The organism is Guptibacillus algicola, from assembly GCF_020171805.1.
Lineage (GTDB): Bacteria > Bacillota > Bacilli > Bacillales > Guptibacillaceae > Guptibacillus > Guptibacillus algicola.
Map to the genome: position 1 here is coordinate 1349228 of NZ_JAIVAF010000001.1, position 22115 is coordinate 1371342.

General features: G+C 36.0%; 21 protein-coding genes. 2 read left to right on the plus strand and 19 right to left on the minus strand.

The window, feature by feature from the left end; translation table 11 throughout:
• Positions 1 to 150 precede the first annotated feature (150 nt).
• From LCM09_RS06890 to LCM09_RS06940, 11 genes are all read right to left on the minus strand, one after another.
• Entirely contained in the window at positions 151 to 3234 is a 3084-nt protein-coding gene (locus LCM09_RS06890; protein ID WP_224879868.1) for a type 2 lanthipeptide synthetase LanM family protein, read from the minus strand.
• A 371-nt stretch (positions 3235 to 3605) separates the two neighbouring features.
• Positions 3606 to 3836 carry a mersacidin family lantibiotic gene (locus tag LCM09_RS06895; protein WP_224879870.1) on the minus strand — a complete coding sequence of 77 codons (231 nt, stop codon included), beginning with the start codon at positions 3834 to 3836 and terminating at the stop codon, positions 3606 to 3608.
• A 23-nt stretch (positions 3837 to 3859) separates the two neighbouring features.
• Positions 3860 to 4087: a mersacidin family lantibiotic gene (locus tag LCM09_RS06900; RefSeq protein ID WP_224879872.1), complete on the minus strand. Its 228-nt coding sequence runs from the start codon at positions 4085 to 4087 to the stop codon at positions 3860 to 3862.
• Positions 4088 to 4111: 24 nt separating this feature from the next.
• Positions 4112 to 5569, minus strand: coding sequence for a S8 family serine peptidase (locus LCM09_RS06905; protein WP_224879874.1), 1458 nt, complete (start codon positions 5567 to 5569; stop codon positions 4112 to 4114).
• A complete protein-coding gene (locus LCM09_RS06910) occupies positions 5550 to 7709 on the minus strand; it encodes a peptidase domain-containing ABC transporter (RefSeq protein ID WP_224879876.1) in 2160 nt (719 codons plus the stop codon). Before LCM09_RS06910 ends, LCM09_RS06905 begins: the two co-directional genes overlap by 20 nt.
• A gap of 9 nt (positions 7710 to 7718) precedes the next feature.
• Positions 7719 to 7964: a response regulator transcription factor gene (locus LCM09_RS06915; RefSeq protein ID WP_224879878.1), complete on the minus strand. Its 246-nt coding sequence runs from the start codon at positions 7962 to 7964 to the stop codon at positions 7719 to 7721.
• A 308-nt stretch (positions 7965 to 8272) separates the two neighbouring features.
• The gene (locus tag LCM09_RS06920) at positions 8273 to 8518 is read right to left on the minus strand and encodes a hypothetical protein (RefSeq protein ID WP_224879879.1); all 246 of its coding nucleotides are present in this window, start codon (positions 8516 to 8518) and stop codon (positions 8273 to 8275) included.
• Entirely contained in the window at positions 8515 to 9768 is a 1254-nt protein-coding gene (locus LCM09_RS06925) for a helix-turn-helix domain-containing protein (RefSeq protein ID WP_224879881.1), read from the minus strand. The genes LCM09_RS06920 and LCM09_RS06925 overlap by 4 nt, the downstream gene beginning before the upstream one ends.
• Before the next feature lie 219 nt (positions 9769 to 9987).
• A complete protein-coding gene (locus tag LCM09_RS06930; protein WP_224879882.1) occupies positions 9988 to 11223 on the minus strand; it encodes an ABC transporter permease in 1236 nt (411 codons plus the stop codon).
• Complete coding sequence (locus LCM09_RS06935) at positions 11216 to 12115, minus strand: ABC transporter ATP-binding protein (protein ID WP_224879884.1); 900 nt, start codon at positions 12113 to 12115, stop codon at positions 11216 to 11218. Before LCM09_RS06935 ends, LCM09_RS06930 begins: the two co-directional genes overlap by 8 nt.
• A gap of 19 nt (positions 12116 to 12134) precedes the next feature.
• On the minus strand, positions 12135 to 12422 hold the full coding sequence (locus LCM09_RS06940; protein WP_224879887.1) for a hypothetical protein: 288 nt from the start codon (positions 12420 to 12422) through the stop codon (positions 12135 to 12137).
• Between the two features lie 291 nt (positions 12423 to 12713).
• On the opposite strand from LCM09_RS06940, the gene LCM09_RS06945 reads away from it, so the two are divergent.
• The gene (locus LCM09_RS06945; RefSeq protein ID WP_224879889.1) at positions 12714 to 12953 is read left to right on the plus strand and encodes a mersacidin family lantibiotic; all 240 of its coding nucleotides are present in this window, start codon (positions 12714 to 12716) and stop codon (positions 12951 to 12953) included.
• Positions 12954 to 12966: 13 nt separating this feature from the next.
• Positions 12967 to 13206, plus strand: coding sequence for a mersacidin family lantibiotic (locus LCM09_RS06950; protein WP_224879891.1), 240 nt, complete (start codon positions 12967 to 12969; stop codon positions 13204 to 13206).
• Between the two features lie 39 nt (positions 13207 to 13245).
• Here the strand turns inward: LCM09_RS06950 and LCM09_RS06955 are convergent, their stop codons facing one another.
• The 8 genes from LCM09_RS06955 to LCM09_RS06990 form a co-directional block, all read right to left on the minus strand.
• Entirely contained in the window at positions 13246 to 13473 is a 228-nt protein-coding gene (locus LCM09_RS06955) for a helix-turn-helix transcriptional regulator (RefSeq protein ID WP_224879893.1), read from the minus strand.
• A 330-nt stretch (positions 13474 to 13803) separates the two neighbouring features.
• A complete protein-coding gene (locus LCM09_RS06960) occupies positions 13804 to 14469 on the minus strand; it encodes a c-type cytochrome (RefSeq protein ID WP_224879895.1) in 666 nt (221 codons plus the stop codon).
• A 416-nt stretch (positions 14470 to 14885) separates the two neighbouring features.
• Positions 14886 to 16745, minus strand: a complete 1860-nt coding sequence (locus tag LCM09_RS06965; RefSeq protein WP_224879897.1) for a zinc ribbon domain-containing protein — start codon at positions 16743 to 16745, stop codon at positions 14886 to 14888.
• A 109-nt stretch (positions 16746 to 16854) separates the two neighbouring features.
• The gene (locus LCM09_RS06970) at positions 16855 to 17679 is read right to left on the minus strand and encodes a zinc ribbon domain-containing protein (protein WP_224879899.1); all 825 of its coding nucleotides are present in this window, start codon (positions 17677 to 17679) and stop codon (positions 16855 to 16857) included.
• Between the two features lie 26 nt (positions 17680 to 17705).
• Positions 17706 to 19115, minus strand: a complete 1410-nt coding sequence (locus LCM09_RS06975) for a TcaA NTF2-like domain-containing protein (protein ID WP_224879901.1) — start codon at positions 19113 to 19115, stop codon at positions 17706 to 17708.
• Positions 19116 to 19469: 354 nt separating this feature from the next.
• The gene (gene galE / locus LCM09_RS06980) at positions 19470 to 20498 is read right to left on the minus strand and encodes a UDP-glucose 4-epimerase GalE (protein ID WP_224879903.1); all 1029 of its coding nucleotides are present in this window, start codon (positions 20496 to 20498) and stop codon (positions 19470 to 19472) included.
• Positions 20499 to 20582: 84 nt separating this feature from the next.
• Complete coding sequence (locus LCM09_RS06985; protein WP_224879905.1) at positions 20583 to 20933, minus strand: helix-turn-helix domain-containing protein; 351 nt, start codon at positions 20931 to 20933, stop codon at positions 20583 to 20585.
• A 44-nt stretch (positions 20934 to 20977) separates the two neighbouring features.
• Positions 20978 to 22105: an acyltransferase family protein gene (locus LCM09_RS06990; RefSeq protein ID WP_224879907.1), complete on the minus strand. Its 1128-nt coding sequence runs from the start codon at positions 22103 to 22105 to the stop codon at positions 20978 to 20980.
• Positions 22106 to 22115: the final 10 nt, after the last annotated feature.

A 22115-nucleotide genomic window follows, 5' to 3' on the forward strand; every position in this document is an offset into this window, starting at 1 on the left:
CTAGTCTACACCATCTATACAACGAATGTTTTATAACGCTCAAAAATAAGATAAAAGAATCTAACTCATGATTTATTCATCTCTTTAAGTATTTCAACCATAAAATGCTCCAGCACAAAAAAGTGCTAGAGCATTTTAGTTTAGATTGTATTAATATTGTACAGATGGCACTGAGTCTGGGTTTGCTAATCGAAGTAATTGATAACCAACGCCTGCTTTTCCAGTAAATAATCCCACTGCATCAAAACCCGGAATGTCTCTTAGAGAATAATTCGAATTCTCACTTTTTCGTGCTAGTACTTTTTGTGTAATCCCGTGAGCCATTTTCAAATAATTAGGATCTTTTGTGTTTTGATAAAGGGTTAAGAAAAGTTCCATATCCCCTAGATTACCATGACAAATTCCATCATCCGTTTTAATTCCCTGCTTTAATACATTTTCTGTTGCCACGTTGATTTCTTCATCAAATTTTTCGTCTTTGTAATAGTTCATCATAAGAGCACGGCTTAAACCAATTCCACTACTGCCATGACACCATTGGTGTAAACAAACTTCTTCATCTTTTCTAGCATCCATCCATGCAGAGTGTTGTTCACTATAGTGATGACGATCATGTTCTAGTAAATCAACAGCTGCTTGATAATACTTTTCTTTAGCAAACCGGTCATAAAGCTTGAAAAATACATAGCTTATACCTGCAGACCCGTGAGCCATGCCTCCAATAAGATTTTCTTTTTCTTCATTCAATATCGTTAGTAACTTCTCTCCATACTCATCAGTGATGTTTAGAATTCTTGTATCATTCTCATATTCTACTAACTTGAGCAATGCATCGATAATTCCAGCTACCCCAGACAGATAATCATACTGTTCAACGTCCTCGATTCCGTTTTCTAGCTCTTCTAATAACTCATCAAGCAACTCTATCGAATCGTTGGTACGACTGATTAATTGTATGACTGAAATTTTACCATAATATGAAGAAATTAAATTTGCGAGATCTGGTACACTTTTAATATTTTCACTTACTTTATCAAAAGCCTTTTTATATTTGATTTCTCCAGTTTGCTCATGAAGGTAATAGAAAAATAACGCTACCCCTGAGAGCCCATCATAAAAATCAGCAACTAAAGGTTCTATTGCCCAAGAATCGTTACGTCCCATGGTCACATCAAGCCATGTCATTGTTTTTTCATTTTTGGATAAAATGCTGCTTTCTAGTAAAGAATCACCTATAATTTTAGCTTCTTCAATTAATACCGATGAATCAAGAAGATTTACATCATTCTCTACCCTAAGGTTAGAATATTTTTCTTCTTGGACGATGTCGTAGTCGCCTAAAGCAACTTTAAGCCACGACATTTGAGTTTGAATCTCATCTTCGTTCAAGTTCATGATACGGTCTTTTACTAGTTCATAAGAAGATTTTTCAAAGAAGTTCGAAACCACATTTCCGTCACCATCAACTAGATCTCTAGAACCTGGATAATTAAAGAAGACTGGTATATCACCAAGAAGTAAGTCATTTATTTCGTGACCAATCACTTCCTTAGTTACAAACGGGTAAGACCACATGTTTTCCATTAAATGCTCTCTATGTAATGCATCCCGAGTGTAATCAGGGTGTGTTCCCTCAGTCAGCATATTCACATAACGCTGAGTAGCACGTAAGATCACACGAACGATGTTCGTTTTAAATTGTGTTAGTAGTCCTTGGTTAAAAAGCTCCTCACGATGTTGAACAAAAAACATTGCTGAATTCTTAAACCCTTGGAAGATTTCATTTAAATAAGGTTGAAAAGAAACAGCTTGGCCGTCTAATTTAGGCAAGTTATCTTTATTTGTAAGCATAACATCCGAATAGTCATAAACCATTTCGTCAGTTGAAAAGTTCTTTGGAGAGATGACTTGATATGGTAATTTCTGCTCTTTTCCGTTCAAACCACTTAAATCGATGCCTTCTTTATCAGTTAAATCTCTGTAAAAACGTTGTGGTAAAAGAGACGTGAAGAGCACAGAGTTTACATGAGCATCTTTGGCTTTAATGTTCGCAAAATCCGGAAAATTTAATGGAGGAGATTGCTGAAATAACGTTTCTAAGTCGATAATATATGGGTATTCTCCTTGTGCAATTAGATTTTCGTAGTGAAAATCTCCACCTTTAAGGCAATACATAATCCCTAGGATTTGCCCGAAACGTTCATAAAAATTAGATACTTCTTTTTCTGTTACACACTCTTTCTTCTCAATGTTATATTCCCAACTGTACGTATCACGACAGATAATATTATATATAGGCATATCTAATAACTCATTTTTATTATTTATCCATTGCATGAGATTGTTGTAAGATTGCGCTACAAATAGATTCTTTGGCTTATAAAACACCGTTTGACCAGAATCGAATTCAAAACGAATTACCGTGTGACCTTTTTGATGCGTATCCCCCATACCGGGTTTTAAAGCAATAATCTTTGCATCTCCTATTCCCATCTCATCTTGTAATTCATTATAGTCCGCCTCAAAATGGTTGAGTATTTCTTTAATATTGTTAACAAAGAAAATCGTTCTCGTTGTCACTATACGACAGAGAGTAATATACTCCTCATAAAAAGTAAGTAGCTTATCAGAATCAGCAAATTGCTTTTCTATAAAACTTTCAAAACGTTCTTCTGGAGTTTCACCTGTTAATTCTTCGTTTAACTTGAAGATATGTAATTCTAAAACAGCACTTCGACTCAGGAAAGTTACTAATTCATTCGCAAGGTTTAAAAGTAAATTCCTTAGAATATCTGGCCCAGATTCTAGAAAATCATCCAACCTCATAAATGTAGGTTTTAGTTCTTGGACAGCCCATAATAACAATGGTTTAACAGATCGTGACCAATCCTTACTATCATCTGGTGTTTCTTCTTTTTCCAACAACTCTAATGACTCATTAAATACTTTAAACCACTCACTCTTTTCTACCTTCTCCTGATAATAGGTTTCCATTTCCTGCGGTATCGGTGCGGTAGCAGAGCTAAATTCTTTTTCTGTGTAGCAATCGTAGTTTAATTTCATTTGGAAAGCTTCATCTGTCACTATGTTCTTCTTGTCTCTCCATTTAGTTAAAAGTGCTGCAGTATTATCAAATTGAATTGAATTGTTTTGAATAACGTCATGTCGTTCCTCAATCCATAAAGCATGCATTGCGAACTTGGAATCAAGGTGAAGTCGATGTTTTGTCGTCATTGTTGTAACTCCTTTTTAAATTTATGTATAGATACCTGTCCATCGAAGGACAGGTATCCTAATCAAGAAAATACATACTGAACTGTAGCAAAATCCGTTATTACCAATTCTTTATTGAATATGTAATAGCACACTACACGATCTGTAAGTACGATAGTATATAGAAGTAATTAAGCGTAGGAGTTAAAGCATTTATCAATACATCGCCAACCCCTTGAACCATTTATCTTAAGATAACTTGACTACTGTAAGCTGCAGTTTTTAATTGCTTGGCTGTTGAATGATTCAGTAATGCAGTACGCTTTTCTGGATTTTTCTTGCTTGTATCATTATTTTTCTATTTATGAGTTAGCCTTGCGATTACGAAACGGTTAGCATTTTGCATATGAAATGGTTACTGTGACACCAGCTGTAAACCATCCAACACATACTCCACTGGAAACAGTAGTTGGTGTTGTTTCTGGTTGTACATCCCCTGCGCCTTGAATGGTCATCATGTCTTCAATAGTGAGTTCACTAAATGCTTGACCTGCTGGGTGGTTCATTGATACAGAACGCATTTCTGGATTTTTCCATGCTTGGATCGTCTTTTCCTTACTCATCTTGCATTCCTCCTATAGAGTTATTAGCACTTTGCATAAGAAATTGTTACTGTTACACCTACTGTTAACCAACCAGCACATGGTGCACTAGACAGGGTTGGTGTTGTTTCTGGTTGCACATCACCAGCTCCTTGTACTTTCATCATATCTTCCTCAGTTAGCTCTCCATAAGCTTGACCTGCTGGGTGATCCATTGCATTTGTGCGTAGTTCTGGGTTCTTCCATGCTTGAATCATCAATTCTTTACTCATCACTTGTCGCTCCTTTCTTTTAATTTATCTGAATTGTAAATCATTTTTAGGGGAGCTAAAACATACCTCTTTATGAACGCAGTCATATTGAAGGAGTTCAAGCGAATGAGAAACGTCTAAAATACCGTGCCTAAATAAAGCTTTCTGCTCCTTTTCGTTACTATGATTAGCTCCTTTTACAAGAATCCTTTCAATAGTTTGGACATTCGGTTTCTTTTCGTGCAACTCTCTGTATTCAGCGATGATAAGCCCAGCTGTAGCAGCTACTTTTGGTGAAGCCAAGCTTGATCCTGCACTATAATCATAGCCTTTTGGAATACCAAAATAAGTAGCAAAAGGAGATTGTGGTGCGTTAACAGGGTATGTTGTTAAGATCATCGAGTCGATATCAAACACCTGATTTTCCTTGAAATTAATACCGTAGTCCCCTCCTGGTGCTCCCATATCTACATTTCTACCGAAATTGGAGTAAGATGCTAGAGTAGCTTCCTTTGTAGTGGCAGCAACAGTAAAGACTCCTTTCATCCCTCCTGGCAAATGAATGAGATCTTGATGTTCTTCGTTTTGGTCAAATGGCTTTGTAATGTCATACCCACTTGATCCAGCAGATGCCACAACGAACACCCCTCTTTTCTTTGCATATTTCACAGCCTTTTCATAGGCTTTAATAACGATTCGATCTTCCTTGTTTTTAGGTGATTTATACGTTCCTAAACTTAAATTGATAACATCTACGCCATCATTTGCAGCTTCTATAATTGCATCTATGATCCAAGATGAGTCAGCTGAACCATTATGAAAGACTTTGTAAGGAATCAATCCCAGTCCAGGTCCTACACCCTTTTGTGTCCCGTTTGCTGCAATAGACCCTGCAACCATCGTGCCATGTCCAAGTACATCCTGGGTATCCTGTATGCCAGGCACAAAAGACTTACCAGAGCTTACAATATTTTTTGATAAATCTGGATGGTTAAAATCGATCCCACTATCAATCATTCCAATCGTTACACCATGGTTTCCAGCTTGTAATTCATAAGACTTTCCATCTTGTGTAACTTGATTTACGTCCCATTGAGAATCTCTCAAAAAACTAATTTCGGAATCTATCGCTTTACTAGACGAAAAGGCATTTGGAGTTGCGTCCAGCAACTGAACTTTCTGTTCCTCACCAATGTTTTCAGTATTGAATTGAAATTTATCTACAAAATGCCTTTCAATTATTTTCTTTCTTTCTGAAGAAGAAGCTTTGATCTTCACTAGATTGATTTCTTCTATTTCTTCGATTTGAGCTTCTGAATCAAGACTAGATAGCTCCTTTTTTAAATCAGAAGCCTCTTTCGTATTGGCAGATAGAATTAATATGGCTTGGTTTGAGTCAATTTGTTTCGCCTGAACTGTTTGGTTTACTCCTATGGAAATCCCACCGACTAACAAAAAGAACAAGAGCATCGTCTTAAAAAGATTAGGCATAAATTTTTTCATCTTCTATGTTTCCCTTCTTATTTGCATGATAAAGTTGTGCATAATAGCCAGATTGATTAATTAACGTTGCGTGATTCCCTTCCTCTACAATTTCTCCGTCTCGCAAAACCAAAATTCGATCCGCATTAATGATGGTGCTTAATCGATGTGCGATGATGATACGCGTACAATTCAACTCAGATATGCTCGCATCTATTTTTTCTTCTGAAAGATTGTCGAGCGCGCTTGTCGCTTCATCTAAAACTAGTACAGAAGGCTCATTAATTAGAGCTCTTGCAAGAGCCAATCGTTGACGCTGTCCCCCAGAAAAGTTCACACCTTTTTCTGAAACGGTTGTTTGGAACCCTAAAGGACAAGTCATTATGTCTTGTAAGATATCAGCCCTTTGACAAGTAGAAATCAATGTTTCCTCGTCCAATTCTTGATGCTGCATGGAAATATTATCTACTACAGACTTATTAAAAAGCTTTGTTTCCTGCAATACAGTACCTATTTGATTACGTAGATTGAGGAGGTTATGTTCTTCGATATTTTTCTGATCATAATAAATGCCTCCAGAAGAGGGTTTGTATAATCCCAGAAGAAGCTTTGCAATGGTACTTTTTCCTGATCCAGAATCTCCAACAATCGCTATCTTTTCTCCAGGTTTCACATGAAATGAGATATCTTTTAAGATAGGTTCAGAGAAGCGACTGTATTTAAATGAGACATTTTGAAATGCAACTTCCCCTTTTAATTTTGTTTCTTCTTTCTCAAACGATTGGTTCTCTACTTTACTTTTAATCACATCGTATAGACGTTGGATATACGACTTTAAAGAAATAATCTCGGTGTACCCTAACCCTAACGATGAGATAGGTGCAATAAATGAAAGTGCGAGTGTGCTGAACGCGACTAACGTCCCTAAACTGATCGCATTATCCACGACGAGATACCCGCCACACCACAGTAGAAAAATTGGTAATCCAAATTGGATCGTAGAAGGTAATATATTTAAAGTGGTCGTCCAGATACTTCTTCTCTCTGAACTCTTCAGCTGCAATCGAAAGGATTCTTTCCATTCCTTATAAAAACGATCTTCTAATCCCAACACCTTGATATCAGAAACACCATTAATAGATTCAGCTAATATGTTTTGGACTTTCGTTTGGTTTGTGACATCCTTACTCGTAATACGATGAGTAATGTTTGTACTCAAAATCAAAAGAGCAAACAACAGTATGCCTATTCCAACGACTCCAAGTCCCAAGATGGCAGACATGTTAAACATAAGAATGGCATAAGAAAATAACATGATACCGTCGATTACGAACGTAATCAGTCTAGTTGATAGGATTTGTCTAATATACACGTTTGAATTGGCTCTAAATATTAGTTCACCATTAGATCTGTTCTCAAAAAACTGATAAGGAAGACGATACAGATGGTGCATAAAATGCGACATCATCTGATTATCCATTGCAGTTTGGAGTTTGGCGATGAAAAAACCTCGCGCAAAACTTAACAGTTTATAACCAACCAGGATAAAGAGGATCACAACCCCAAGCGTGTTGAGATTTGTAACATCTTTTGTTACAAGTACATTGTCAGTCACCCATTTGGTTAACAACGGTAAAGATATACCCAATCCCTGCAATAACAATGAAACTAACAAGATGCTTACAAGAAGTCTTGGTTTTTTAAACGCATAGGACAATAAAAACACATATGGATTTAATTTCTTTTTCTTCTCGAATTTTTCAGAAGGCTTAGATAACAGTACGATTTGAGAAAAACGTTCTTCAAATTCCTCTTCTGATAACTTGTAACGTCCTACAGCAGGATCAACGATATAATAGCGACCTTTTTTGTATTTTTCTAACACAACAAAATGCTTTCGTTCCCAAAATAAAATAGCAGGAAGGATTTCATCTTCTTCAAGCTTTTTATAATCGACCTTGAATGCTTTTGTTTCTAACCCTTTTTCTTTCGCTACTTCTGATAAGTGGAAGACCGAAAAGCCACCTTTCGGAACACCATACTCTTCCCGTAAATCAGATAGCGATATATGGTGACCGAAATAGCTGAGCACCATAGCCAAACAGGCTATTCCACATTCGCTATGTTCCATTTGCTCAATGTAAGGGACAGTTTTTCTCATAGCATCCTCCTAGTCAGTACTTTCCATTGGAAAATAGGAAATTTCTATGATCTTTAAATGATAAGAAATAACCCCTATTTCAACTCGAGATTCAATGGACCATTTTCGTTTAATATTAGAAACAATTTCTCCCACACGACGCTGACTAATATGTAAGGTATAAGCAATTTCTTTGTTCGTTAACCCCCTCGAAACCATGGAGGCAATTTCTCTTTCTCGTTTGCTTAGTTTTGTTGCTACCGATGATAAGGCCATTACAATTCTCCTTTTCTAAATGAAATAAATTCCAATGAAAGTAGTGATCAACGCATTAAATATGTCCTAGCTGTGTTTACCTACGTGTAACGAATTGGTTCCCACTCAAATCTTAAGTTTTAGTTCGTAGTGCTTAGTTCTCATCCTAAATCATGTTGTAAAGTTTTGGTATTGAGAAAAAATAGAGGATTTTTCCGTTTTATTCTTGTATTTTTCTTTCTATCATTCAAATTTTCATAAAAAAAACAGCTCTTTCGAATGAAAGAACTGTTTTAAAATATGAGATTCACTTAGAAAAGAAAATCAAATTAAGGTAATTCAATAATAATTGGGTCTGGATAAAGCTCGTCTAAAGCAGGAAGAGGATCTGGATATAATTCATCAAATGGAAAAGGGATCGGCGGAGTCGGATCCGGATACAATTCGTCTGCTGCTGGCTTCACAATAATAGTCGAAGATGAAGTAGCACTCGCTTGAGTATCTTGTGCTCCTCCTAATAATGTTCCCCCAAAAATAGTAGAAGTTATTGCGACAGTATAAATTAATTTTTTCATAATAAAGTACCTCTTTTCATTATTTTGTGATCGAGTTCGAGTGCTTTTCGATAATATTCACTCGATTTCTTATATGAGAATTTTTTTGAATAATAATTCCCAAGTTCAATATAAATCTCGTGCAAGTTTACGACATCATTTTTCTCCTGGAAATGAGATAGTGCCTTGATTAAATAATGTTCATATTCTACCGTTTCGTGTTGTTCTTTTAGCTTCAACGATAAGATTGATAATTTTAATGAGTAGGTAATATCCTCATTAGTCATACACTCTTGCGCTTTATGTAGCTGACTTAGAGCACTCTCAAATTGATCAATGCGATAATACTCCTTTGCTAACAAGTATAATGTCGGAACATTACATTGTTGATCAGCTAATTTCAAGCTTCTCTCGTAATTTGTGATGGCTTCTAAGGAAGAGTCTTCGAGTGAGTAAACATAGCCCAAGTTATGGTAGATTTTGATGAGAAATTTGTCCTTATTGATTAAATGCTTGGATGCTTTTAATGCTTTATGAAAATAAGACTTAGCATCTTCTCTATTTCCTATGCGATTATAATTGATACCAAGAAGAATTAAGCAATCGACGCTTTTTGAATAAGCACTCATATCATTGAATTTCCTTAGAGCTTCTAACGCAGTACTGATCGCTTTTGAATTTTGATTAGTGCGACTATATATAATGGCTAATTGATAAATAAAATTTGGTTCCTCAATATTGAGCTCTTTTCTTAGCTTATCTGCAGCAATGTAGTAGTCAAGTCCCTCAATAAAATGACCCTTGAGGTAATAGTAAAGTCCCTTAAAACTATTGAAATAATATTTTCGATCATCTCTAAGCCGATCTACTGTCTTTTCAACTAGATGGAGGTGTTCAGAAGCAGTTTCTAAATCTTTCTTTAACATGGAATATCTAGCACATAACAAGTTAAACCAAGCTATTATATCTGGTTCGTGAATCCACTTCATTTGAGTATTGAGGGATTCAAAGGCTTTCTCTACCTCATCTATATTTTTCTCAATAATATCGTTATATAGAGACATTAATAATTCATTAACTTCTTCAATCGTCTGGTGATCATCATATTGAATGTTTAATCGCTCGCATAAAGGGATAATGATAGTCTGAGAAGGTTCAATACTATTATGTTCAACTTTACTAAGATAAGAAACGGAACATATACCATGAGCCAAGTCGCTTTGTGTTAACCCCCTTTTTTTCCTATAATAGTGTACTTTTTCTCCCCACATAGCCTAACCACCTTCATTTCTAAGTTGAATAAATCGGTTGTTTTCAGGGATATAACGCCCTTATAAGCATTAAATTTGTTCAAATTGTTTGTAAAACCACTGTTATTATCTCAAAAATTTACAGTTTTTGCAGGTTAAAATAGGAATTTACAGGAAAATATTATTCACTTATTCATGTTCAAAATAAAAAAGCCTGCATTCGAGATGCAGGCTAGGTCGTTATGTTCGATTATTTTCACCTGCTAGTTTCCAGGCGCTTTTCATAGATTTGTAAAGAGGTTGATTGCTGTATAGTAATACGCTACCTTTATAAAAATGTACACAAAAGCTCATTAATATTCCAATGGATGCGATGAGTATTGATAGTGAGAAAATGATTTCAATCAAGGGTATTTCTAAAAAGCTAATACGAATGAACATGAACATTGGAGCGAAAAATGGAATATAAGACCCTATTGTAATCAAGATCGACGATGGAGAGTTTATACCGATTAACGCACCAACTAATGAGAACATTAAGAGATATGAGATTGGCGCCATGAATTGATTGATGTCTTCCACCTTTGAAACTAGTGATCCAACAAAAGCTGCTAAAACACCATAAAACAAATACCCTAAGATTCCTAGTAGGATTGCATAGAGCCAAACACTAATAGATACACTCTGAACTGTTTCAGTAACAACTCCCCTTACTGTATCTGACCCGAAGTATGTAATGATAATAAATCCGATAATACCAAAAACACTTAGCTGGGTTATGCTAATAAATAATACTCCTACTAATTTTCCAAAGAAGTGTGATGTAGCTGAAGAACTAGAGATGATAACTTCCATAATTCTAGAGCCTTTTTCTTTAGCAATCTCTGATGCGATCATCGTTCCATATAACATGACAAACATATACAATACGAATAATAACCCGATCGCAATATTCTCTGCTGCTTTTCGTTCTTTTTCGGATAGCGCTTTATCAGATCCATGAAAAGTATCTGTCTTCAAAGAAACAGGTGTAACGAGTTCCTGAAGTTTTTCATCAGATATGCTTAATGCATCAGAGGTTCGCTGTAACTTCGTCAATTGCAACGCTTTGGCAACAGACTGCATATCTTGTTGGTTGACTGGTTCTTTTGTAACTAATTCATTTCCTCCAACGTCTAACGCAAGATAACCACTTACTGTATCTTCATATAATAAAGTTTCAGCTTCCTTTTTGGATTGAACATCTTTTATCGAAATCCCTTTCAAATTATCTTTTAGAGATTGTTCAACTTCTGGGGTCGCATTAACAAGCGCAAGCGAAGTTAGCGATGTTTCTTCTTTAATTTCTGTAAGTAATCCAGGTAACATTACGCCACCAAACAGAGCCATAATCGTTAAGATCGTAGACCAGAAGAAGGTTTTGGATTTAATTTTACTTTTATAAGTTTGGCCAACCAGCACCCAAAATTTATGCACTAAGTCCACCCACCTTCATTTTAAAAATCTCATTTAAAGTAGGTGTTTCAGCGCTGAAGGTTGGAATAAAACCATCTTTCGTAACATAGTTAAACACCTTCTTTACGTCATGTTCGCTCTTGATATAAACATACGTTTTATCAAACTCCCTTTTTACTGATGTAACAAAGGGCAGTTCTTTTAATTCATTCATCGTATGATTAGAACGTAGAACGATTTTCTTAACACCAAACTGTTCCTTCACTTCTAGAATGTCACCTTGCAGTATTGCTTTCCCATCTTTTAGTAAACAAATATCATCACACATTTCCTCGACATGCTCCATACGATGACTAGAAAAAATAACAGTAGTCCCCATCTCTTTTAATTCCAACACAATTTCTTTTAAAGCTTCTGCATTAACCGGATCGAGGCCGCTGAAAGGTTCATCTAAAATGACAATTTGAGGGTTATGTAGAACTGTGCTTATTAGCTGTAATTTCTGCTGATTTCCTTTCGAAAGCGTTTTTACTTTTTGTTTTGCTTTTTCATCTAACTGTAAACGGGCTAACCAGGAATGAATATGCGGCATAAGCTCTTTTTTCTTTTTACCTCTAAGTTGACCAAAGAAAAGTAGCTGCTCTTCTAATGACATTTCAGGGTAGAGACCACGCTCTTCCGGAAGATATCCTACTGCATTTGAATGAATGTGAGTTGTTTTTCTTCCACCCCAAACCATTTCTCCAGCATCAGGAGTTAATAAGCCCAAAATCATTCGAAAAGTAGTCGTTTTACCTGCTCCGTTCTGCCCAATCATTCCTAGAATGCGATTCTCTTTCACTTGAACATTTAAGTTTTCGACTGCTACAAAATCTCCAAACGTCTTTGAGATGTTACGAAGTTCCAATCCCACATTAACCCATCCCTTTTGCTTAATATTGTTTTTTAAACGTGAAAATAAGTAATGAATGAACGGAAGCCAACAAACCATACATAATCGTTAAAACTTGTATTAGATCTTCAACAGACAACGAGAACACAGCTTCAATAATAACCGTTCCTACAAAGCCTACCGTGACAAGTATGTATGTCCAGATACTTGCTTTCCCAAGTATTTGTTGTCCTCTCTCGTCCTTTCCTTCTGTTGCTACAAAGCTACCAAAATAGAAAACTGCAATAACTAACATAAAGGTTGCAATCGTGCTCAATGTAGATAACATACTATTCCTCCTTATATTGTTCTATAGAAATTAATGTGTCTTTATAAGATACGTTATAACCATTCATAAGAATGAACGTTTTCCTTAAACCCCCCCCATGCTAAGCTTTATACGTTTAGTGGAGAAATAAATTAGGCGAGTATTAACTCGGTAAGCTATCTACAAGCATTGTAATATATTTATTACACATTGTCAAAAATATATTACATAACTTCCTAAAGATGTATGTTTTTCCACAAAAAACCACGTGGTAAGCTTTTCTTGTATCACACATTAAGAGGAGGAATTACAATGCAAAACGAAAAAACAATTTTGGCTTGGAAAAACCCTGAATTGCGTTCTCAATCAACGATCCATCCTGCTGGTCAAGCATTCGGAGAATTGACAAAGGATGAAATGATGAACATTCAAGGGGCTGGAGATGTGCAAACTGAAACATCACCAACTATTACTATTTCTACAAGTTCAGCACCTTGTGTGGGTGGACTTACAGCTGGAATTACAATTTCATACAGCATCAAAAAATGTTAAGGGGGAACCAAAAATGAATAAAACAGATATCATTAGATCATGGAAAAATCCGGAACTTCGTACTCATTCTACTTTTATACATCCAGCAGGACAGGCATTTAATGAACTATCAGAACAAGAGATGATGGACGTACAAGGTGCTGGAGATGTTCAGCCAGAAACCACTCCCACAACTACAATTGCAAGTTCTGGTTTCTGTGCAGTAACTACAGTTGGTGTAGGGGTAACACTTTCTCTAAAATATTGCGGATAACTTGTAAGAAAATGCCTAGTATGACATCATGCTAGGCATTTATTTCATTTCTTCTTCATGTTCATAAGTAAATATTTCTAACATGTTCGTTTCTAAAACTCTCGCTAACTCAAACGCTAATAATAACGAAGGGTTGTAGCGGTTTGCTTCTAATGAAGAGATGGTTTGACGACTGACACCAACTTTCTTGGCAAGATCTCCTTGAGACATTTTGTGTTCAGCCCTTAATACATGAAGTCGATTTTGCAGCGTACCTTTTTTCTTCATATTCATACCTCATTTCTTAACTTACTAATAATGTAATATATTTACGAAATATTGTCAAAAATATATTACAATAAGTAAAAAATAAGTTATATTCCGTATCATATAACGCATCTCTACTAAAAAATCAGTAAGAACGTTACATATGATTCTTATGGTTATTAAAAGCTCCCATCTCAAAATGACGAATACATGGTTAGCTCACCTAGAATATTTAATACAGAATGATATAACATGATTCAACTCCCCTAGAAAATCTGTTGAAACAAAGCTTTTAACCAGACAGAATCAATGTAAAGTTCTCGGTTACTTAAGTGATGTTATTTGCTAACTCTATTGATAACCGATTAACCATTCAGCGATTAAACTTGTTTCCTCTTCACTAATCAAATCACTATGTAGTTCCTCGTTAATAAGGAAGTTATATATACTTTCATATGTCTCACTACTTTTTAGGTTAGTCAAATTAGGACCTACACTACCTTCTAACTGGCCTCCATGGCACGAGGCACACATTCTTTGATATAATTCATTTCCATTATCAGCTTTCACTGACGTCAAATCAGTACTTTTCATTTTTTCATTGAATTGAGATGTCCTATAAATTGTTGAACGGGGAACACTGTACCTAGAGCCTTGAAGCTCACTAACAACATATCCACCGGTTACAAAGTCGTTAAAATATGATCCACCAGATAGCGTAACCCTTAGTTTGTATCGTTTGTCATTTGCCGCCTGTACGTAATTCAGACTTAGTTCCTGATCTGTTTTTATATAACCACTTTCCTTTTTATTATTAATGTAGTTTATTATGTACTCTTCAGTTAATGCCCTGTCATTTATCTCAATGTAACTCACCAAATCCGCAGTAACTTCTTCAACTTTTGGTTCCAAGATAGCTTTCTTCACAATAAATTCTGGAAAACGAATCAATAAGAAACTTAAGAAAAACAAAGTAAAAAATATAGTTAAACAACCTTTAAACAACTTCTTAAACATCGTTTTGTCCACCTTATTTCTGTGTAATTTTTTTACTATAGCAACACTAATATCTGAGTATTCTTTAGAGTATTTAACATATTTCTGTTTTTAGTTAGCGAATTCTTTCATCGTCCCTTAGTTCATATCACAACAACAATATTTAGAGTCCACAAAAAGTCGTGTATTGATTTTCAATACACGATTCAATAAACGAGCACTTACAGATTTGGTTATTTTTAATACATCACCGAAGAAGGCATATGCTCAATAATCACTCTTGTTAGTGTAAATGTCACTTTCGCCCACCCTAGTGTTTATCAGGGTAAAAACACTAGTAATTGATATTTTAATAGAGCTTATAATTTCCATAACCAATAGTTGGTCAAGAGGTTCTCATAAACGAAATGTAGATTAGACACTAATGACAGATCATATCAAAAATCCCTACTATCCACCTCTTTAGTCTTCAAAAGCTTAACCATCTTCAAACCATCAGAAGTATTTCTAACTTCATAACTAGAACTATAGGATTTGTATTTTGCGGAGCCGTTCTCATAGAAAATTTTATATTTTTCGACCGTAGAAATTCTATATTTGTTATCTCCAATAGCTTCTACGGAATCAACTTCAACATTAATAACTTCTTCCGTCATACCCTTTTCGGCTAGGTAATCGATATAGTCAGAAACTTCATTTTGATAATCTGTCGCTGAGGGGTCAATCTGGTTGGAAACGATTGAAAAATCCCCCCAGTTAATCGCTTTTACATATGTTGCTACGTAATTTTGAACGAACCCTATAATCAAATCTGTATTGGCATTACCTGTGTTGGATTCTGGTTGTGTTTTAGTGGATGATTTTAAAGCGCTAGATGAATCAAACAGCTTCTTCTGTTCTTTCACATCCATCCCGAGTGCTTTCAAGTTACCGCTACTTTCATCATAGGAGTTCCACTTAACCACATCCCACTTACCTTTTTCGTACGTTAAGGTATATAAGTTCGAATGTAGTGATTCCGATAATGCAGAAGCATCGCCATTGTAGTCGTAGCTCTCATTCCACTTTTCCAATAGACCCACTTCAAGTTTCCATTCGCCATCGGTTTCTTCTAGATAAAAGGTTTCCCAATCTACTTGTGCATCGGTTACATAGCCAGCGTAGTTTGTGCCGGGGCCTAACAAGCTTTCAAAACTAGAAAAGGTATAGTCAGAAACATTTGTAGCGTTGTCTCTAAGATGTTCGATTTCTCTATTGATAAGGGCCTTCGAATAATTTGTTACATGCTGTTTTAAACTCTGAGCTGCTTTTTCTTTTTGTTCATCTGACAGCGTCACAACGACATTAATATAAGAGTCATCGATCGATACATCTTCACTTTTCACCTTTCCAAAAGGTGTCTCTACTTCAACTTGGGCAGTCATCGATCCATCGAGAATGACAGGACCCACTTCGACTTGTTTTCCATTTGAAATTGAGATGTCAGTGTTTTTTCCATCGATCAATACTGTACCGCTTTCAACATTCGTTTCTACAACAGTCGATTCCACATCAAATGTAAAATCAGAGTAGTTGTTTCGATCAAAATGGTCCACTTTTACCTTCTTAGTCAAGTCAACTAAATCTGAAGATAGGTTTCCTTCTACTTCATAATATCCTGGTAAGAATGTCCCTAGATTCACCAATCCATTTTCTGTAACCTCAGACGACACTTTCTTCCCGTCTACGAGATAGTTTACCTCTTCATAATTAGAATCGATTAAAAGAGGGAATGGCTGTAGCACAAAATCGTAATTATCATATACGAAAAATTTCTTGCCGTTCTGTACTAACCATATTAATTGACCACTATCCTCTGAAGCTTGGGCACTGGGTTGCAGAGACAGACTATTCTGTGAGACAGCTTCTCGTAAACTTGTAATCAAGCTCTCTTTCTCAGAAGGGTTTTCGTTGTAATACGATACTAAACTTTCAGCGTTATTTTCGGTAACTTTGAGAGATTGATCTGGAGAGTCAAGAAGAGTGACTAACCCCTTTACGTTTCCATTATTAAGATACTCTTCAAATTTGGATAGCTGGTTATACTTGTCTGTGTACGAGGCTCCCACTCTAAAAAGAATAAACCCTACTATGATAAAAGCTAGAAGACTACCGAGCATGACCTTCTTCTTTTTTGGCCTAGACGCTTTTCTTGCTTTGTTCTCAGTACTTTTTTCACCGTCTAGTTTTGCTCCACAATGAATGCAAAACGTCTTTGACTGCTCAACTTCTGTACCACAGGATGTACAAAACTTCATGTTCTTTCCCCTTCCAAAGAATTTCATCATTAACAAAAACGCCTACTTAATAACAGAATTACTAAGTAGGCTGAGTAACAATCATGTAAACTACTGATCCATGTCTTTACTAGAATCCGAAGGGAAGCATGCTACCCATTTCGTTGATAATTCTATCCAGTACAGTCATGACTACTATTACAAAGAAAATGAACATCACCACATTCGTAATGATTAATCCGTAATAAACATCTAATCCGCCACTTGACTTCTCTTTTAAGGAAAATAGAAGAGATGTACTAGAGACAGTGAAGAGGCCAAGTCCAATAAAGAAGAATAGCGCACTAAGGAAATTAGCAGAAATGAAAGCGAACAAAACTGCAAGAAATAAGAGAGTAGCTGGAATAACAACAAATACACCAAACCGAGTCATCACATTTGTAAACGACAGATCCACTCTCATTAATTTTGCAACACCAAAATTAACTGCCGTAAACACTGCGAGGAAAATTAGTATATAAAAGAATGGTTGAATTACGGTCGCTCCAAATGGAACTGGAATAGAAGCTGCAGGAAAGAATTCGTTATTAACTTGATTCGTTAAGTTCTTAGTCGTTAAATATGAAAAGAAAGGAAGCAAAAACGCATATAATAGTAGAGAAATGATTCCGTTTAACTTATCGGAATCTGTAACCTTGTGACTAGCAACCATCGGACCTTTAAAGGCTTCTAGTGCAAAAGAGAAAAAGTTCTTGCTGATTTGTTTTCCTTTTTCAAGGTATTCGTTGTTTGCCGTACCAGTAGTGCTAACAGTTGCAGCCGTCATTTGCTGAGTCACTTGTTGTTGATTTAACTGAGCCGCTTCATTCGCGTTGTTTGTATTCAGCTGACCTCCACAACCACCACAAAACTTAGCATTTTCTTCGTATACAGCTCCACAATTTGAACAATTCATCCTGTCACCATTCCTTTATTTTGTTTTTAAAGATCATTTCGATCTGTATCTTTAATATCAATCTTAGTAATTTTAAATCCATCTTCTTCTTTACTTAAATAGTAAGTTTTCTCCCGATCATAATGAATTTGTTCATTAAGGTGGTTGGTAAAAACGAATACCTCGTTTGTAGAAACTGAGAACATATTTTCTCCGAGATTTTCCGTATCCGTTACCGTATTATCAGTAAACTCATATGAATACCCTTTGTCCTGTAAATCACCTATATATTTCTTTAGTTCTTTGTCTGCTGTACTGTTATTAAGTAAAAAAGGAGAGATGATACTATAATCTCGAGAGTTTAACGCCTCTTCGTAAGCTTGACGAAAATTCAAGACATGATCTTCAGCCGTTTCACTATTTTCTACCGCGTCTGCTTTGTCTGGTTCTTCTAAGGTCGAGGCAACAACAGCATCATCATTTACAGCGAATTCAAACTCTAGCGCACCCCAGTTATCATCAAACTGACTCATTTCATCTGTTTTATGAACCTTACCTTCGCTATCTTTCCACTCAGCATGCATCACAACATCTTTATCGTCTGGAAAAGGGCCAAGTGCATCAAACTCAGAGAGTGTTTTCTTTGTGCTTTTTCCGTTGATAAACAATGTAGATTCAGGCACATTCGTATTATAAGAAAGCATGAACCCAGTAAATTCTACAGGTATAGAGATAGGTTCATTCCCTTGTGTTTTTAAATCAACCGTATCCTCATAAGTGAATTCTCCGAAAGAATTACTAGCCGTCCCAATTACATCAAATTTACCTGGATAAGCTTTTCCAAAAGAGATTTCTTCACCGACCTCTTTGGCATTACTGGTTTTCTTGCCTATGGTGATAGTAGTCTGTTCAACATTACTACTTACAACCACATCACTCGGGATTGCATCAAAATCATATGTATAGTAAAACCCAGGAACGAAGGCCTTTTTCTTCACAATAAAAACCTGGTTTCCGTAGTTATCTCTTATGGTCGTATCAAATGCGTAATCAGCATCTTCCATCGCAACAAGCTGAACACGGATATCTTCCCAACCAGATTCTTTTATATACTGTAAATAATGATCTTTATTAATAAGTGCGGATTGATCAAGATTAACCTCTTCAAAGAAAGCTTCCGTCTCTCCCTCGCTGATTGCTCGATCCATTTCCTTTACTTTATTCATAGGGTCAGTAATTGACGTAATGACAAAATGGGCAATAATTAAACAGGCAACCGTGATACCACTTGCGAGTAAACTAATTTTCTTTTTGTGTGAAAGTGGCTTTCTTGGCACCTCCTTCACTTCTACTGACTGTTGAGTATGGTCTTTCTTTTTTCCTTGAGGTGAGCCACACTCTATACAAAACGTATTCTTTTCATTAAGTGCTTTCCCACACTCGATACAAAAATTCAATCCATTTTTCCTCCTTTGCTACTTATTCAACAAACTAATAAAGAGTTTCTCTTTCTCCTTTCACAATCATAGATTCAGAAAATATAACGGAGTCTTTCGAACTACTATTTTCCATATAATTTCCTCTCACTAGTATATCGGTATCAAATAAGGAAGTTTTAGCCTGAAAGTGATAAAATGTATATTCTTCCATAAAATAGTTATCTTATTGTCAGCCTGATTAACAACCATATAATTTAAGAGACGACATATTTAATAAAAATTTATTGAACAAACGTTTGATCAAGGGTTTCTTTTTCGATATTTTTGCCAGTCTTTGTATAAAAGGGATCATATACAGAAAAAAAAGCTTGATCAGGTATGTACCTGATCAAGCTTATATCCATTTGGATTACTTAACTGCCAACGCCATGTATCACGGCACATTTCTTCAATTCCCTTTTCAGCCACCCAACCAAGTTCTTTTTTTGCTTTGGTTGAGTCAGCATAGCATTCTCCAATATCTCCAGGACGACGGGGCGCAATTGAATACTTCACTTTTTTACCAGTAGCTTCTTCAAACGCTTTTACCATTTGAAGTACGCTATAACCGTTTCCGGTACCTAAGTTAAAAGCTTCAACTCCTGTTGTACCAAACAAATATTCAAGAGCTTTTATATGACCATTGGCCAAATCCATCACGTGAATATAATCTCTTACACCTGTGCCATCAACAGTTTCATAATCATCTCCAAACACCTTAAGTTGCTCAAGCTTACCAATAGCAACCTGACTGATATATGGCATTAAGTTGTTGGGGAGACCGGTTGGGTCTTCACCAATTCTGCCGCTTATATGAGCACCAATTGGGTTAAAGTAACGAAGGAGTGCTACGCTCCAACGAGCATCACATTCGTATAGAGTACGAAAAACCTGTTCGATCATAAGCTTAGTTTGACCATAGGGATTTGTTGCACACAAAGGTTCTTCTTCTGTAATAGGGACAGTTTTAGGATTACCATACACTGTTGCCGAGGAACTAAAGACAACTTTTCTAATGTTGTACTTTTCCATTACTTCACATAAAACAAAGGTTCCAGCTACATTATTGTAATAGTAATTTAGTGGCCTTGAAACGGATTCTCCAACCGCTTTTAATCCCGCAAAATGAATAACAGCATTTATATGATGTTCTTCGAATACCTTTTCAAGCGACTTCCGATCTAATAAATCAATTTTATAAAAAGGGATTTCTGTATCGGTTAGTTCGCGAACACGATTTAACGATTCAATATTGCTATTTGAAAGGTTGTCGACAACTACTACCTTATATCCCTGACTAATTAGCTGTACACATGTATGACTTCCTATATACCCTGCACCACCGGTCACCAATATAGCCACTTTATGCCCGCCCCCTTGTTAGCAATAGATATTCCAAAACATCGCACGGTAGAGTAAATCAAACCGTTTATTTAAACCATTTTGCTATCCCTTCTCTTTAACACCCTGTTCTTTCTTCCACTTAATAAAAGAAATCAACTCCTTATAATCGCTCAAATTTCTCCCTTCAATCCCAGCACGTTCTGCTTCTTCAATAAATTTCTCCCAACCAGAATCTTCTTGTTGATTAGTGTTTGTTTCTTCCGTACCAAGGATGTTGTGGATATTTGTATTCAATTCTTTGGCAATACGTGTTACTAAGTTAATGGAGGGATTATGTTTAATGTTTCTCTCAAGACTATTCAAATAAGACTTTGAAACATTTGATCGCTCTGCTAATTCACTTAAACTCAATCCGCTAGCCTTTCGATACTTTCTAAGATTATCTCCAATCATTCCACATCTTCACCTTCCTATTTGATGTCTTCCTCCCATAACACTCAGGTTTTATTTGCTACACTTCGATGTGGCATAACGACAGACTCCGTTTCATTGGGTTTAGAGTCCTTCTTACGTCCCATTCCAATTTTTCCGCAAAAATAGTGTCCTAGCGGAATTTGATTCATGATGTATGTCGCAATGATTGAGAGAACTACGCTGATAAAGGCATAGACAACTACTTGAAGAAGTGGAGGAATAGAGAGTGGCAGTAAGCTTAGACCAATATAAATGAAAGCCATAAATAATGGATGAAACAAATAGATTCCAAAAGAGTATTGGCTTATATAAACAAAGAAATCTGGGACTCTTCGAACACTCATTCCGATATAGTAGATAAAGAAAATCATACTCGTAGTAAAGAAGAGAATGTCGACCTGCTTTGATGATATTTTTCCGAAAACATCATAGTGATAAAGAAAAACACAAAGACTTCCTGTTAGAATTGGTCCAATAAGAACTAGCTTTGAGTGGGTCTTAAGTAATGAGACAAACTCCGAATAATTTCTTCCACAATAATAAGCTAGAGCGAAATAAAACAGCCAACCTAGAAAGGGGATCCAATAGAATTTGTCCCAAATGTATTCACCAATAGGTGTTTGAATTGCTGGAACAAAATTAAAGAAACCTAAATAAGCACTAGTAATGATAAAGGTTATAGGAAGTACGATTTTAGGACTCCACTCTTTTAATCGAGAATGGAAGAAATAATAAAGGAAATAGAATTGAAGAATAATCAATATAAAATATCCATGGTAATCGCCCAGTAAAAGGTGTTTCCACCAGAATTGGAAAAACGCACTAGCAAAGGACATTTCAGAGCTACTTAGAGCAAGTTCCAACCCTTTCGATCCAGCGTAAAACGTTCCAAACAATAGATAAGGGAAAAGGACATATTTCACTCGTTTCCCCCAGAAATAGGTTGGCAGCTGATTGGGATAAGACCGAGCTAGAATAAAGATTGAAATAAAAACAAATGTAGGCGTTGCAAAAGTAAATAATAAATTCAGGGAATTAACAACACTGTTCGTTTCTAAGAACGATCTCGCAAAGGCGTGCAAGAAGACTATGCCTAGACAGGCCAAGCTCCTAAGTAAGAAAACTTCATCGATTGTTTTTCTTTGATCCATTCGTTCACTT

Bases quoted from the DNA above. Each gene is read 5' to 3' on its own strand.
- LCM09_RS06890 (WP_224879868.1), bottom strand. From the start codon at position 3,234: ATGACGACAAAACATCGACTTCACCTTGATTCCAAGTTCGCAATGCAT.
- LCM09_RS06895 (WP_224879870.1), bottom strand. From the start codon at position 3,836: ATGAGTAAGGAAAAGACGATCCAAGCATGGAAAAATCCAGAAATGCGT.
- LCM09_RS06900 (WP_224879872.1), bottom strand. From the start codon at position 4,087: ATGAGTAAAGAATTGATGATTCAAGCATGGAAGAACCCAGAACTACGC.
- LCM09_RS06905 (WP_224879874.1), bottom strand. From the start codon at position 5,569: ATGAAAAAATTTATGCCTAATCTTTTTAAGACGATGCTCTTGTTCTTT.
- LCM09_RS06910 (WP_224879876.1), bottom strand. From the start codon at position 7,709: ATGAGAAAAACTGTCCCTTACATTGAGCAAATGGAACATAGCGAATGT.
- LCM09_RS06915 (WP_224879878.1), bottom strand. From the start codon at position 7,964: ATGGCCTTATCATCGGTAGCAACAAAACTAAGCAAACGAGAAAGAGAA.
- LCM09_RS06920 (WP_224879879.1), bottom strand. From the start codon at position 8,518: ATGAAAAAATTAATTTATACTGTCGCAATAACTTCTACTATTTTTGGG.
- LCM09_RS06925 (WP_224879881.1), bottom strand. From the start codon at position 9,768: ATGTGGGGAGAAAAAGTACACTATTATAGGAAAAAAAGGGGGTTAACA.
- LCM09_RS06940 (WP_224879887.1), bottom strand. From the start codon at position 12,422: ATGTTATCTACATTGAGCACGATTGCAACCTTTATGTTAGTTATTGCA.
- LCM09_RS06945 (WP_224879889.1), top strand. From the start codon at position 12,714: ATGCAAAACGAAAAAACAATTTTGGCTTGGAAAAACCCTGAATTGCGT.
- LCM09_RS06950 (WP_224879891.1), top strand. From the start codon at position 12,967: ATGAATAAAACAGATATCATTAGATCATGGAAAAATCCGGAACTTCGT.
- LCM09_RS06955 (WP_224879893.1), bottom strand. From the start codon at position 13,473: ATGAAGAAAAAAGGTACGCTGCAAAATCGACTTCATGTATTAAGGGCT.
- LCM09_RS06960 (WP_224879895.1), bottom strand. From the start codon at position 14,469: ATGTTTAAGAAGTTGTTTAAAGGTTGTTTAACTATATTTTTTACTTTG.
- LCM09_RS06965 (WP_224879897.1), bottom strand. From the start codon at position 16,745: ATGAAGTTTTGTACATCCTGTGGTACAGAAGTTGAGCAGTCAAAGACG.
- LCM09_RS06970 (WP_224879899.1), bottom strand. From the start codon at position 17,679: ATGAATTGTTCAAATTGTGGAGCTGTATACGAAGAAAATGCTAAGTTT.
- LCM09_RS06985 (WP_224879905.1), bottom strand. From the start codon at position 20,933: ATGATTGGAGATAATCTTAGAAAGTATCGAAAGGCTAGCGGATTGAGT.
- LCM09_RS06990 (WP_224879907.1), bottom strand. From the start codon at position 22,105: ATGGATCAAAGAAAAACAATCGATGAAGTTTTCTTACTTAGGAGCTTG.